General features: G+C 56.5%; 15 protein-coding genes and 1 pseudogene. 9 read left to right on the forward strand and 7 right to left on the reverse strand.

All coding sequences use genetic code 11. The features are described 5' to 3' along the window. Positions 1 to 2 precede the first annotated feature (2 nt). Complete coding sequence (locus AC2FJW_RS18145) at positions 3 to 1,508, reverse strand: PAS-domain containing protein (RefSeq protein ID WP_142637463.1); 1,506 nt, start codon at positions 1,506 to 1,508, stop codon at positions 3 to 5. 63 nt (positions 1,509 to 1,571) lie between these two features. Beyond that, a complete protein-coding gene (gene regB / locus AC2FJW_RS18150) occupies positions 1,572 to 2,966 on the reverse strand; it encodes a sensor histidine kinase RegB (protein WP_142637465.1) in 1,395 nt (464 codons plus the stop codon). Positions 2,967 to 3,058: 92 nt separating this feature from the next. On the opposite strand from regB, the gene AC2FJW_RS18155 reads away from it, so the two are divergent. From AC2FJW_RS18155 to AC2FJW_RS18165, 3 genes are all read left to right on the forward strand, one after another. Further along, the gene (locus AC2FJW_RS18155) at positions 3,059 to 3,679 is read left to right on the forward strand and encodes an SCO family protein (RefSeq protein WP_281973374.1); all 621 of its coding nucleotides are present in this window, start codon (positions 3,059 to 3,061) and stop codon (positions 3,677 to 3,679) included. 86 nt (positions 3,680 to 3,765) lie between these two features. Continuing rightward, positions 3,766 to 4,320 carry an ActR/PrrA/RegA family redox response regulator transcription factor gene (locus AC2FJW_RS18160; RefSeq protein ID WP_142637470.1) on the forward strand — a complete coding sequence of 185 codons (555 nt, stop codon included), beginning with the start codon at positions 3,766 to 3,768 and terminating at the stop codon, positions 4,318 to 4,320. 195 nt (positions 4,321 to 4,515) lie between these two features. Beyond that, positions 4,516 to 5,754, forward strand: coding sequence for a CapA family protein (locus tag AC2FJW_RS18165; RefSeq protein ID WP_496750946.1), 1,239 nt, complete (start codon positions 4,516 to 4,518; stop codon positions 5,752 to 5,754). A gap of 6 nt (positions 5,755 to 5,760) precedes the next feature. Here AC2FJW_RS18165 and AC2FJW_RS18170 read toward each other — a convergent pair whose 3' ends face one another. After that, positions 5,761 to 6,360, reverse strand: coding sequence for an HD domain-containing protein (locus tag AC2FJW_RS18170; protein WP_281995807.1), 600 nt, complete (start codon positions 6,358 to 6,360; stop codon positions 5,761 to 5,763). 204 nt (positions 6,361 to 6,564) lie between these two features. Between AC2FJW_RS18170 and AC2FJW_RS18175 the strand changes: the two genes are divergently transcribed. From AC2FJW_RS18175 to AC2FJW_RS18190, 4 genes are all read left to right on the forward strand, one after another. Further along, positions 6,565 to 6,882 (forward strand): hypothetical protein, encoded by a 318-nt coding sequence (locus AC2FJW_RS18175; protein ID WP_281995806.1) that lies wholly within the window; start codon positions 6,565 to 6,567, stop codon positions 6,880 to 6,882. Positions 6,883 to 6,983: 101 nt separating this feature from the next. After that, positions 6,984 to 8,372, forward strand: a complete 1,389-nt coding sequence (gene ahcY / locus AC2FJW_RS18180) for an adenosylhomocysteinase (RefSeq protein ID WP_282022174.1) — start codon at positions 6,984 to 6,986, stop codon at positions 8,370 to 8,372. A 13-nt stretch (positions 8,373 to 8,385) separates the two neighbouring features. After that, positions 8,386 to 9,135, forward strand: coding sequence for an extensin-like domain-containing protein (locus AC2FJW_RS18185; protein WP_496750948.1), 750 nt, complete (start codon positions 8,386 to 8,388; stop codon positions 9,133 to 9,135). Positions 9,136 to 9,406: 271 nt separating this feature from the next. Next, complete coding sequence (locus AC2FJW_RS18190; RefSeq protein WP_496694381.1) at positions 9,407 to 9,748, forward strand: DUF2853 family protein; 342 nt, start codon at positions 9,407 to 9,409, stop codon at positions 9,746 to 9,748. A 204-nt stretch (positions 9,749 to 9,952) separates the two neighbouring features. Here AC2FJW_RS18190 and AC2FJW_RS18195 read toward each other — a convergent pair whose 3' ends face one another. Genes AC2FJW_RS18195 through tsaD form a run of 4 tightly spaced genes read right to left on the reverse strand, consistent with a single transcriptional unit; the run spans position 9,953 to position 12,702 of the window. After that, the gene (locus AC2FJW_RS18195) at positions 9,953 to 10,375 is read right to left on the reverse strand and encodes an EVE domain-containing protein (RefSeq protein ID WP_281995804.1); all 423 of its coding nucleotides are present in this window, start codon (positions 10,373 to 10,375) and stop codon (positions 9,953 to 9,955) included. Further along, on the reverse strand, positions 10,375 to 10,644 hold the full coding sequence (locus AC2FJW_RS18200) for a YciI family protein (protein WP_282027485.1): 270 nt from the start codon (positions 10,642 to 10,644) through the stop codon (positions 10,375 to 10,377). The genes AC2FJW_RS18195 and AC2FJW_RS18200 overlap by 1 nt, the downstream gene beginning before the upstream one ends. A 1-nt stretch (position 10,645) precedes the next feature. Beyond that, positions 10,646 to 11,608, reverse strand: coding sequence for an NAD(P)H-dependent glycerol-3-phosphate dehydrogenase (locus tag AC2FJW_RS18205; RefSeq protein WP_496750950.1), 963 nt, complete (start codon positions 11,606 to 11,608; stop codon positions 10,646 to 10,648). Further along, complete coding sequence (gene tsaD, locus AC2FJW_RS18210; RefSeq protein WP_496750952.1) at positions 11,605 to 12,702, reverse strand: tRNA (adenosine(37)-N6)-threonylcarbamoyltransferase complex transferase subunit TsaD; 1,098 nt, start codon at positions 12,700 to 12,702, stop codon at positions 11,605 to 11,607. Before tsaD ends, AC2FJW_RS18205 begins: the two co-directional genes overlap by 4 nt. Before the next feature lie 97 nt (positions 12,703 to 12,799). Between tsaD and AC2FJW_RS18215 the strand changes: the two genes are divergently transcribed. Continuing rightward, the gene (locus AC2FJW_RS18215) at positions 12,800 to 13,513 is read left to right on the forward strand and encodes a uroporphyrinogen-III synthase (protein ID WP_496750954.1); all 714 of its coding nucleotides are present in this window, start codon (positions 12,800 to 12,802) and stop codon (positions 13,511 to 13,513) included. A 54-nt stretch (positions 13,514 to 13,567) separates the two neighbouring features. Continuing rightward, positions 13,568 to 13,777: pseudogene (locus AC2FJW_RS18220) on the forward strand (hypothetical protein); the annotation flags it as partial.

Below are 13,777 nucleotides of genomic sequence, written 5' to 3' on the forward strand. Positions count from 1 at the left end.
GTTCAGGCGCTGATTTGCTGTATCTCGTGCTGTGGCAACGCATTGTGCGTGGCAAATCGAATGATAGTGGCCCCGTTTTGCAATGGGCAGATGGTGCAGTTCAGATCGGTTCCGTTACGCATCTGGATTCTGGCTGACCACTCAGCCCGACTGTCCCGCATTTCCACGAAATCCCGGATTTCACCCAAAATCGGAGTGGCCGTGCAATGTTTCTGCCAGTTGCGGGTCACGTCCAGAACCGTGTCGGGTTCAAATCCGGCACCATCGGCTTCACCCCATAATTTCTGATAGGCATAATTGGTGAAGGCCAAGGTACCGTCATCACCGAAAACGGCAACCGCGTCGGCCAGCTTATCCAGGATGGATTGCATCAAATCCATTTCCGCCCGAAAGCGGCGGGTCAACGTGATCTCGGCCGTGATATCTTCGAACAGAAAGGCCACCGCACCATCCGGGTGCGGGCGGCCGCTGACGGAATAGACCGAGCCGGATGGCAGCGACCATGTTTCCTGGTAATTTCCGTCTTCTGCGGCCTCCAGCAGATCGTTCATCTGATTACGCCAGCTGCGATAGTTCTTGGGTTCCGGCATCATGTGCTGATCGCGCAGGCGGTCAAAGAAACTGGACAGGTTGGGGCGGCAGCTCAGGAAATCCGGGGGCAGGGTGGTCAGGTCAATCAAGGCGGGGTTGAACAGGGCAAGTTGGCGATTTCTGTCAAAAATGGCCAAGCCGATGGACAGCTGTGCAAAGGTTTTGGTCATCGTCTGTACGAATTTTCGCTGCGCCGTCTCGGCGGCGACGATGGCGTTGATGTCCACAGCGTAGCAAAGGCTGCCTTCCGGATGGTCCACCATCGTCAGGTCAAACCAAAGCTTGTTTGCACTGTCTTCGGACGAAATGAATACACGGGTCTTGGCGCTGATACGCGCGCCATTTTCGGGCCCGGGAAAAAGAGGTGCAGTCAGGTCGGTATCGCCACCGCGCACTTTGCGGACAAGCGAGACATAGGCGGCGTTGCACCAGCGGATCTTGTTTTGATAATCCAGATGCCAGACCGGGTAGGGCGCCAGTTCCATCGCCAGGCGGATCGGATCGCTATTCTCGCGCAATACGGTTCTGGGGTAATCAGAGCTTTCCCGCAGCTGTACGCGCACGACCCCGTCGATCCATTCGCACAAAACGTCCCGCTCGACCGAACAATCAATGGCGGGGATGACTAGATTCCCTTCGTGCCTGACGCGTTCAGGGGTTTCAGGAAAGCCCGGAAAATCCCGCTGCAGCAGCCGACGCAGATCTGACCAGTCGCGCACAGCCTCAAACCCATCCAGAGCGATGTCTGTGTGGCTGATCAGGCGGTCACCGTCGAACAGAAACACGACATTGAACAACGAGGCCGGCTCGGACAGGCCGAAATTGTCACTTGTCTGCTGACGACGGGGCAAAAGCCATTGAACTGCCAGACTGGCAGACACCACACTGATGACGGCCAATATGATCCAGTCGACCATGTGCTCTCCCGCGGTGAATTCACGGGTATAGCTATGGGTGGAAATGGTTAACGGGGTCTTAACTCAGACTTGGATATGCTGATTTACACCTGAAGGAACGGGGGTGTCGCCGGTCTGTGCATCCACAAGTTTTCGCGGCCAGGATACCCGGACGATGGCCCCTATACGTTCGGGATTGTCCGACAAGGTCTGATATGGATCAGAGCCATTGGCGAAGTCCAAATGCGCACCGCTGCGTTCCAGCAGGGTTTTTGCGATGAACAGGCCCAGGCCCATACCTTCATATTCCGGCCGGGCCCGCTTTTCCGATTCTGCCCGCCGTCGGCGCATGAACGGATCCCCGATCCGGCCAATCATTTGCGAAGGATACCCGCGGCCGTCATCCATGATGTTGATCGTAATCCTTTCGGCTGTCCATTCCGCTTCGACCCAGACGTTGCTGCGCGCGAAATCCACAGCATTCTGGATGAGGTTGCGCATTCCGTGGATGATCTCAGGTTTACGCAGGATCGAAGGTTGTTGAACATCGCCATCCCCGACCGGACCTTCGGCAAAGTGAACCTGCTTGCCGCGGTTGATATGTGGCTCGGCGGCCTCATGGATGACAGTGGACAGGGGGGCCTGTCTCAGGTGGAGGTCGTCTTTGCCAGCCCGCCCCATGTCGCGCAGAATGTCGCGGCAACGATTGGCCTGTTCGCGGATCAAGGCGGCGTCTTCTTTCAGGTCCGGGCGGTCGTCCAGCTCTTCAATCAGTTCGGCACTGGTCAGTTTGATTGTTGCCAGAGGTGTTCCAAGTTCGTGCGCGGCGGCGGCGACAACTCCACCAAGATCGGTCAGTTTCTGTTCACGTGCGAGGGCCATATGCGTGGCCGACAGCGCCTGAGACATCGACTGCACCTCAGAGCTTACGCGGTGGGAATAGGCCCCCAGGAAAACGATCGCGATAACGATGGCAGCCCAGTTTCCGAAAAGAAGGATATCGGGGATCTCAAGATCCACACCGCCATCCGTGTGCAGGGGAAGGTGAAATTCGGCTAGCAGCGTGGTCAGAATGATGGCCACCGTACCGATGATCAGCGTTGACCGGGTGCTCATGACATTGGCAGAGATCGTCACAGGACCCACCAACAGCAAGGCGAACGGATTATTGAGGCCTCCGGTAAGGTACAGCAGGATGGTCAGCTGCAACAAATCGAACAACACCATCAGAAAGTTTTCGAACTCGGACAGGCGTTTGTTGCGTGGAAAGACAAGAATAGCCGTCAAGTTGCCCATGACCGAAATGCCAATGGCCAGATAGCACAGCGTCACATCCAACTGCACATCATAGGTCTGTTGCGCCACGGTGATTGCGGTGATCTGGCCAAAGATGGCCACCCAGCGCAGCAGGATCAGCGTCCGCAGGCGAATCCAGCTGCGTTCCTGACCAGGCCAAAAAGTGATGTTGGAATCTGCCATTGGTCCATTATGTCCTGTTGCGTCGGCTGTTCATCTTGATAGGTGTCCCGGCCGGAACGATCAACAACTCCTCTATCGTCAGGTAAGATGCCATGGTCCGTCTATACGCTATCCTTGCAACAGTTGTTTTGGCCGTAGGTCTGGGGGCCATGTGGCTGCTGACGCGCGGCGCAGGCTCGGACGACAAATTCGCGCAGTGCCGGTCCAGCCAGATCGCAGGGGGTACGGCCACCATTGGCGGGCCCTTCGAACTGATCAACGGCAAGGGCGAGACTGTGACCGACAAACAGGTGATAACCGAACCTACGCTTGTCTACTTCGGCTATACCTTCTGTCCGGATGTTTGCCCCTTTGACATGTCCCGCAATGCCGAAGCGGTGGATATTCTGGCCGAACGCGGGCAATCGGTGACGCCGCTGTTTATCTCGATCGACCCGGATCGCGACACACCCGAAGTTATGGCAGATTACGCCTTTAACCTTGGTGGTAAGACCATCGCCCTGACCGGCACGCCCGATCAGGTCAAGGCCGCCAGCAAGGCCTATAAGACCTATTATAAGGCCCATGACAAAAGTGATGAGTACTATCTGGTTGATCACTCGACCTTTACTTATCTGGTCACACCCCAGGACGGGTTTATCGAATTTTTCGATCGCAATGACACAGCCGAGCAGATGGCTGACAAGGTGGGCTGCTTTCTGGACAAGATCTAGAACGCAACGGTCTGTTTGACCTTTGCAATGGCGCTGCTATTACTCATGTTTAAGCCAACGGCGTGAATTAGCGGAAAGAATAGAATATGGCGGACAGCTCTGACCTCGACATCGGCCCGGATAAATCGCTGTTATTGGTGGATGATGACGAACCGTTTCTGAGACGTCTGGCCAAGGCCATGGAAAAACGCGGGTTCGAGGTTGAAACCGCGGGCTCTGTCGCCGCTGGCCGCGCAATTTCCACAGCACGTCCACCTGCATATGCGGTTGTTGACCTGCGGTTGGAGGATGGCAACGGCCTGGATGTGGTCGAAGTGCTGCGCGAAAAGCGCCCCGACAGCCGGGTTGTGGTTCTGACAGGGTACGGCGCGATTGCCACCGCTGTGGCTGCCGTCAAGATCGGTGCCACCGACTATTTGTCGAAGCCCGCCGACGCCACCGACATCACCAACGCATTGCTGGCAAAGGGCGACGAGCTGCCCCCGCCGCCGGAAAACCCAATGAGCGCGGATCGCGTGCGCTGGGAGCATATCCAGCGGGTCTATGAGTTGTGTGATCGCAACGTCAGTGAAACCGCGCGACGCCTGAACATGCACCGCCGGACATTGCAACGGATCTTGGCGAAGCGTAGCCCGCGATGAGGTCGTGGGTTTAGCTTGCGCATAACAGACCAGAACTCATGAAGCCGAAAAACCGAATTGAGTCTCGACATGCGGCCACCAAACATATGCTTTGTCGCGGCTGATGGACCGCCACCCCTGAAGACTTTAATTTAGTGTCTGTTAACCAGTTTGTGTTGTCGTTAAGTTCAATAATTATATTTTCCGAACAAATAGTTGAGATGTATCGAAGTGTCGCCGCTCCCTAATACGCCATACGAAAGCCTCCGTATTTCCAACCCTGCCCTTAAAGTCATTGTCTCTGTTGTCACCTGGGCAGCAGAGAGATTTGGGTTTTGGGCGCGACCACGAAAGGGCGCTGCGGGTGAGCTTTCCGAAATGAACATTTTGGACAACCTGTACTGGGTCTATAAAAGTAAGAACCCCATTCAGCAGCCTGAAGCGGAGCTGGATCAGTCCGGCTTTATGACTAAAACGGCCGTACGACTTTTAACCGCTGACATCAGTGACACATCAAATTCGGTCACTCTGAGCTTTGCCGGGGACATTCTAAGAACCCACAGGGCCAGTGTCGCAAAAGATCAAGTATATGCTGAGATTGAAGATCTTTTGTTTCAGGATGATATTTTGGTCGCCAACTACGAGTCACCTGTAACGACACAGCCTTTGATTGACGAAGTGATCGGGGACGCTGGCCCGCCGATCGAATGTGCGTCGGAAGAACAGTTCGATGCTTTGACCAGCCATAACGAGAGGTTCATTGATGTTTTGAACCTTGCAAACAACCATATTCTCGACATGGGTGTTGAGGGGCTTGAGACAACTCTGAACGTCTTAAGTGACAGAAATATCATGCAAATCGGCGTGAATGAGAGTTTGACAGAAGCCACAGCCGTCAAAACGATCGAACGAAAAGGGATAAAGTTCGGATTTGCGTCCTGCGCTTTTGGTACCAACGGCCACGCGCTTCCTGAAGGTCAAAAGCAGAGCATCAATATCGCCAAGCTGACTTCAAAGCATCAAGCGCCGGACACCACCCTTCTAAAGACACAGATTTCGAACGCAAAAGCGGCTGGCTGTGATCTGGTTATTGCGATTATTCATTGGGGTCATGAGTTCGAGCTGTTCCCGCGCCGAGCGCAGCAAGCGGCCGCACAGGACTTGGCCGAATTCGGAGCTGATCTTATCGTCTGCCACCACCCCCATGTCCCTCAGCCGATTCAGCTGTATCGCACACAGACCGGAGATCGGACGGTGCCAATCGCCTATTCCCTAGGAAGTCTGCTGTGGGGTTTCGCCGATAGAGACATTGCCAGCAGCACGATTATGCAGATTGAAGTACAGAAGACTGAGGGCAAGGCCGAAATAACAAATCTGAAGGCGACGCCAGTGCGTTGGCATGCCCATGAGATTGACGGCAAAGTCTTTCAGAAGGTGGCGCGATCAGAAAGCTGAAAGTGGTCAGGGCCCAATCTCGGCCATCAATGCTGAATGTCTATGCGTATAGGCACATCTTACTTCAACGGGTGGCCGCAATTTGATCTGCAGCCCTTCCATAATAACCCTGTCCGGGCGGCCGAAGAATTTTGTCGCCTCGGTCTCGGAAAAGCCCGCGATCTGGGTGGCTTCCATCCAGGCGCTGATCTTGTCGGCCTTTTTGATTTGCCGTTTAACCGTTTTAGGCACCGCAGCAGGCAGGCCAAACCGGATGTGGATCGCCGCAGCCAGCCGGTCATCCAGTGCGCCATAGTCGGGACCGACAGCGGATTTGACCGGAGAGATCATATCTCCGATCACGTATTCCGGCGCATCGTGTAACAGGGCCGCCAGCCGCCATTTGACCGGTGCCTTGGGGGCAATACGACCAAAAAGCTCTTCGACCAACAGCGAATGCTCGGCCACCGAATAGGCGAAATCGCCATGTGTCTGCCCGTTCCAGCGGGCCACAAAGGCCAGCCCATGCGCGATATCCTCAATCTCGATATCCACCGGTGTTGGGTCCAGCAGGTCCAGCCTGCGCCCGGACAGCATTCTTTGCCATGCGCGGGGTTGTGTTGCCATTCTGCCATGCCTTGTGAAGTGGGACACATTAAATTCGCATTTTTGTGGTAAGCTGTACCTGTCAAGATCACCAGCTGCCAACTTTTTCTTGAGCAATCGTGCTTTGAACAAGCGCGCGGTGATACCGACATTTGTACCGAGGGGGGCGCATGCTCCTCCCGGTGTGCCCCTCTCGGACGTAACTCGTATCGAAAGGAGCTTGCTATGTTCAAGCGTTTGTTAGGAATTGCTCTGGCCTTTGGTATGGCCGCCACTGCACCGCCTGCCTTTGCCCAGCAAAGCTGTGCGTTGCGTGATCAACTGATTTCAACGCTACAGGACAATTATTCCGAGGAACTGGCCTTTGGCGGATTGCAAAAATCCCGTGGCTCGCAATCGGTGATGGAGGTCTGGACCTCAGAGGAAACGGGTAGCTATACCGTTTTGGTGACACGTCCGAACGGCATCAGCTGCATTGTCGCCGTTGGGACCGACTTTTTCCAAGCGATCCCCAAAATCAAGGTAGAGGGCATACCAAGTTGATTTTGGCGGCTTAAAACCCCGTTTCCGGCCATCTGCGTTGCCACGTCCCGAAAGGGATGCTAGGGCAACCCGGATTGAATTATACCGGAATGGAGCACCTGATGGCCGGGGACTATATCGTCAAAGACATTTCGCTGGCCGGGTTTGGCCGCAAAGAACTGGATATTGCAGAGACCGAGATGCCGGGCCTGATGGCCCTGCGCGCGGAATACGGTAACGCAAAGCCCCTGAAGGGCGCGCGTATTGTCGGGTCGCTGCACATGACCATCCAGACAGCCGTTCTGATCGAAACACTTGTGGCGCTGGGCGCGGATGTGCGTTGGGCGTCGTGCAACATCTTCTCAACCCAGGACCACGCGGCGGCGGCGATTGCCGAAGCCGGAATTCCGGTGTTCGCCATCAAGGGCCAGACGCTGGAAGAGCATTGGGATTATCTGGATAAATCCTTCCTGTTCACCGACGGCCCCAACATGATCCTGGACGATGGCGGCGATGCGACGCTGTATATCCTGCTGGGCGCCCGCGCCGAAGCGGGCGAAGACATTATCCCCGTACCGGGCTCGGAAGAGGAAGAGGCCATCAAGGCGCAGATCGCCAAACGTATGGCCGCGTCCCCCGGTTGGTTCACCAAAATGCGCGACCAGATCCAAGGCGTGTCCGAAGAAACCACGACCGGCGTGAACCGTCTGTACCAGCTGGTCAGGGAAGGCCAACTGCCTTTCCCTGCGATCAACGTCAACGACAGTGTCACCAAGTCGAAGTTCGACAACAAATATGGCTGTAAGGAATCGCTGGTCGACGGTATCCGCCGCGCCACCGACACTATGATGGCTGGTAAAGTTGCCGTGGTCTGTGGCTATGGTGACGTGGGCAAAGGCTCGGCCGCGTCGCTGCGCGGTGCCGGTGCCCGTGTGAAAGTGACCGAAGTTGATCCGATCTGCGCCCTGCAGGCCGCGATGGACGGGTTCGAGGTTACGCTGCTGGAAGACGAAGTTGACAGCGCGGATATCTTCATCACCACGACCGGCAACAAGGATGTGATCCGCATCGAGCATATGCGCGCGATGAAGGACATGGCCATCGTCGGCAACATTGGTCACTTTGACAACGAAATTCAGGTGGCTAGCCTGAAGAACCACAAGTGGACCAACATCAAGGAACAGGTGGACATGATCGAGATGCCCTCGGGCAATCGTCTGATCCTGCTGTCCGAAGGCCGCCTGCTGAACCTGGGCAACGCCACCGGTCATCCGTCTTTTGTGATGTCGGCTTCGTTCACCAATCAGGTGTTGGCCCAGATTGAGCTGTTCACCAAAGGTGATCAGTACGAAAACAAGGTCTACATCCTGCCTAAACATCTGGACGAGAAGGTTGCACGCCTGCATTTGGACCGTATCGGCGTGAAGCTGACGCAGATGGACAGCGAACAGGCATCGTATATCGGTGTGAATCCGGAAGGCCCCTATAAGCCTGAACATTACCGCTATTGATTGCGGGTCAGGCGTGACCAAACCTTCTGGACGCCGTCGGATATTGCATCTGGCGGCGTCTTTCGTTTTCTCAGCACTCGCCTTGGTGGTTTTGATGGGCGGGGGTGGCTACTGGCTTTTGTCCCACCCGCAATCACCGGTTCCGGACCACTGGAACCCCTTGCGAGATCTGACCATTACGGCTCGGGTCACGCCGGTCACACCTGTGCAAATGCGACGAGCTTTGGCCGATGAAACGCAGTGCAGGACCGCATTGGTCGGGGCGGGGGTAAGCTTTTCCCTGGTCGAGGATCTGATTGTCGACCAGAAATGCGGAATAGCCGGGCGCGGGGTTCTCTCGGGCTTAACCACGGCCAGCGTCAATGGCGTCGAGACCCGTTGTGCCACGGCTCTGCGATTGGTCATGTGGGAACACCATGTGGTCCAACCCGCCGCGCGCGAGATGTTGGGCAGCAGGGTGCGCAGCTTGCGCCACCTGGGCAGCTATAACTGCCGGCGAATGCGCACCGCGCAGGGAAAGGACAGCGGTTGGAGCAGTCATGCCACCGCTGATGCCATCGATATTGTCGGGGTCGAGTTGGCAGATGGGCGAAGCCTGAGCCTGCTGTCGGACTGGACAACACCCGGACCCGAAGCAGATTTTCTACACCGGATTGGCCGGGGTGCATGCGAATGGTTTCGGGTGGTACTTGGGCCAAACTACAACCGGCTGCATGCGGACCACTTCCATCTTCAGGGACCGGGTTGGGGATATTGCAGATAACCACCGGTCGGTTAGTAGGTGCCATGTCGGCACGCTGCACTGGTTTCAACATTTTCCCGCTGCGCCCTGAATCCAAACCACCTGACCCTTACAGAAGGCCAGAATCAGGCATTGTGGTACGCGGAGTCTATCTGTGCTGCCATAATTTCGCTTACGGGGAATGACCTGAAATTTTCCCTTTGTGTAAACAGAACAACTGACTAACCTTCCGACACCTGTTCATAGGCGCATTGAAAATCGCAGCCAAAGCTGCTCAACGGGAGAAATATTCATGGGAAAACGCGACGAACTGATCGCTAAATACGCAGATGATCTGAAAAACAAATGCGGGATGGACCCCGACATGGACCTCTTGACCAAGGTCACAATCGGATGTGGTCCGGCGATTTATGACGCCGACGCGTCGACCGTGGCAGCAACTCAGTCAGGTGAAATTGAGACCGTCAAGAATAACTTCCTGATCAAGAAGCTGGGGCTTTCCGACGGCCCCGAGCTGATGGAAGCGATCAACAAAGCGCTGGAAACCTATGGCATGTCCGAGCGCAACAAGTATCGTGCTGTCGTTTACTATATGCTGACCAAGCATTTCGGCAAAGAGTCGGTCTATAGCTAAATCCGGGTTTCGACCAATCAGCGCCCGCCCGATCTGTGGCGGGCGTTTCCAATTTTAGGTACTTGTTGTTTGTGCCAAACCGGCCAAATGGGCTAGTGTCAGTTTGTGACCAGGACGGTCAGAACCGAAATTCTATACGCGTGTGGTGAGTCGGGAGCACGCGGGGTAGGGAAGGTTCTGCATCTGTCAGGACCTTCCCTATAATCAATCCGATTTCGTCTGCCCCAGATCGCAGATCACCTGCCATTCGGCATCGCTGACCGGTTGTACGGACAGGCGGGAATTCTTGACCAGAACCATCTCATCCAGACGTTCATCCACTTTGATCTGATCCAGCGTGACCGGGATGGTGAACGGGCGCACGGCTTTGATATCCACACATTCCCAACGCTCATCTTCGGTGGTGCTGTCTGGATGGGCTTCGGCGCAAACCTCAACAATGCCGACAATCGCCTTGTCTTTTTGCGAATGATAGAAAAAACCACGGTCGCCCACGGCCATCTGCCGCATGAAATTGCGTGCCTGATAGTTGCGCACCCCATCCCATTCTTCGCCCTCTGCGCCCTTGGCGACTTGCTGGTCCCAACTCCAGGTCGAGGGTTCGGATTTGAACAGCCAATACGCCATCAGCCGACCACCTTTTTCCAGACGATCAGATCAACTGACTGGAACAGACCTGCTTTGGCATAGGGATCATTGTCGGCCCAGTTTTGCGCCGCCGTCATATCCTCGACCTCGAGGATGATCAGTGATCCGATCATCGCATCGCCTTCCAGAAGGGGCCCGGCCTGGGCAACAACACCGGTTTCTTCGATATAGGCAAGATGGGCGGAACGGTTATCCAGCCGGGTTTGCAGCGCGTCGGGTTTATCCTTGGCGATAAGGGCGATCAGCATGTTATTCCTCCTTCAGGGGTCGGTTCAGCAGCCAGCGGATGGCCTCGCCAACGCTGCATTCTCCGGTGCTTATTTCTGACACGATGGTGCTAATGGGCATGTCCAAATCTTCTGCTTTGGCAATTTTGGCCAAAGCCTTGGCCGTGGCAACACCTTCGACGGTTGTGTTTGTGTCAAAAGCATCCCGACGCCCAAGCGACAGGCCAAATCGATAGTTCCGGGACAGTTCGGAACAGCAGGTCAGTACCAGATCACCCATACCCGACAGGCCCATCAATGTTTCAGGGCGGGCCCCGCGCATCAGCGCAAAGCGCTGCATCTCGGCAAAGCCCCGCGTCATAAGGGCGGCACGGGCACTTTCGCCCATGCCTTCGCCAATGCAGGCCCCGCACCCGATGGCCATGACGTTTTTCAGGGCCCCGCCGAGCTCGGCACCGACAGTATCCGCAGTGCGATAGAGGCGCAGATTTGTGGTGCTCAATTCATGCTGCAGGTCACGGCCAATCGCATCATCCGCACAAGCGAGGGTCAATGCGGTGGGAAGGCCGCGCGCGATGTCGTCCGCAAAGCTTGGCCCGGTCAACAACGCAGCGCGTGCCTCTGGGATGGTTTCACGGACAACGGAAACCGGCCCAAGGCCCGAGGTCAGCTCTATCCCTTTGCAGCAGGCGACCAGCGTTTTATCTCTGAGGGTAGCGGAATGCACACACAGCGCGCTCCGCAATTTCTGCATCGGCACGGACAGGAGGATGATTTCGCTTTCTGCCGCCAGATCAGCGTCCGAAGTAACCGTGATCGCCTTGGGCAAAGGTGCATTCGGCAGGCGCGCGCTGTTTACGCGATGGTTCTGCATCATCTGGGCCTGTTCCGGATCCCGAGCCCATAGCGTGACGGGGCCTTTCCCGGCCAGCGAAATCGCCAGAGCTGTTCCAAACGCTCCGGATCCCAGAACCGACACGCTCATGCTTTGGCTCCTTTTTTACCGCTGCCCAACATGGCCGGGCTGGTTTGATCCAGAGGCCAACGCGGACGCGCGGTCAGGGTCAGATCATCGCGGGCACCCGTGCGGAAACGTTCAATTCCGGCATAGGCGATCATGGCGGCATTGTCGGTGCACAGGGCCAACGGGGGGGCGGTAAATCTGGCACTTTTTTCGGCGCAGATAGACTCTAACGCGGTGCGAATGGCCGTATTTGCTGCAACGCCGCCCGCAACAGACACAACCGCCTCCGCAGGGCCCTCCAATAGGTAAAGGTCGATTGCGCGGCGGGTTTTCTCGGCCAAAGTGTCCACGATGGCTTGTTGGAACCCGGCGCAAAGATCGGCGCGGTCCTGTCGCGTCAGGCCACCTTTTTCAGCCACGATCTGGTCGCGCATTCGCATCAGCGCGGTCTTGAGCCCGGAAAAGGACAAATCGCAGCCCGGACGGTCCAGCAGTGGCCGCGGAAACCGGAACCGCTTGGGATCGCCCGTGCGGGCTTCGACCTCGACCGAGGGGCCACCGGGTTGCGGTAGGCCCAGCAGGCGGGCTGTCTTGTCAAAGGCCTCGCCCGGGGCATCGTCGATGGTGCCGCCGAGACGGGTGAATTGCTCGGGCCCATGGGCAATCAGATATTGGCAGTGCCCGCCCGAGACCAGCAGCATCAGGTAGGGAAACGCGATCCCGTCCGTCAGGCGTGGCGTCAGCGCGTGACCGGCCAGATGGTTGACTCCGATCAATGGCAGGCCCGTGGCGGCACTGATCCCTTTGGCGCACATGACGCCCGACATAACCCCCCCAATCAGGCCGGGACCGGCGGTTACGGCAATAGCGTCCATGTCGGCAAGGCCCAAACCTGCGGCCTCTAAAGCCTGCATCACACAGATATCCAGCTTTTCCGCATGGGCGCGGGCGGCAATCTCGGGCACCACGCCACCAAATGCGCTGTGCAATTCGGTCTGGCCATAGACAACCGAGGACAGCACCTCGGCGGCTGTATCATCGGATTGGCGCACGACTGCGGCGGCCGTGTCATCACAGCTGCTTTCCAACCCGAGGACAGTAAGTGTTTGCACCATTGGCCTGATCCGTTACACCTTGGTTGCCAAGCGGGGTATCACCCTGCGCGGATGCAAACAATCCCAAGGCCGAAGGCGCCAACTGTTGTATTTGTTGATGACCCGCCCGCGCGCTGCGTCTGAAAGGTTCGTCGCGCAGTTGCCAACCCGCATCAGAAGCCGGGTAGAGGTTATCCATTCGCCGATCCTGGAAATAAAACCTTTGGCGGTGCAAGTGCATGCGGATGAAGCAAAGGGGCTGATCTTTACTTCGGCCAACGCCGTAAATGCGGCGATGTCTTTAGATGTATCTCGAAAGATGCCGGCCTTTTGTGTCGGTCCTGTTACCACCGGAACGGCCAAAGGCGCGGGCTGGGATGCCCGGATGGTGGGTGCTACCGCCGAAGAGCTGATTGCAAACCTGCTAAAGCACCGGCCCCAAAGCCCGCTGCTTCATCTTCGGGGGGAGCACAGCCGGGGTAACATTGCTGAACGGTTGACCGAATCCGGTCTGGCTGTGCGTGAACAGCCTGTCTATAAACAGCACCTGTTACCGCTCACAGATCGGGCAGGCGCCGTTGCTGAGGGCAATGAACCGGTGATTGCCCCCATATTTTCACCCAGAACAGCGCGACAATTTGCCGACATCTGGGTGGGTTCGGCACCACTTTGGCTGGCTGCAATCAGCGAGGCCACGGCTGAACCCCTTTATTCCTTGGATTATGTCCGCCTGAAGATTGCCGAAGAGCCGACACCGAAGAAAATGCGGAAAGCCGTTAAAAAGGTTGTGAAACATGCGATGCGGGTTGAGGGCGGCGAGGCCACAGATTAACTTAGTCTGGTTAGTTGTTCAGGTTGTTTTGGATTCGAAAAGGGGAACATTGCGGTGGCTGGTAAGAAGAAAACCGATCAAAAGCCGGAAGATGACCCCAAGGCTGACGCAGTCGAGGACATTGTCCAGATCCCGGATGAGGCACCTGTTGACGATGCTGACCCTGTAGAAGAAACGCCTTCCGAAGCCGAAGCCGAAGCCGAAGCCGAAGCCGAAGCCGAAGCCGAAGCCGAAGCCGAAGCCGAAGCCGAAGCCGAAGCCGAA

Source organism: Ruegeria sp. CDSA020 (assembly GCF_059612345.1).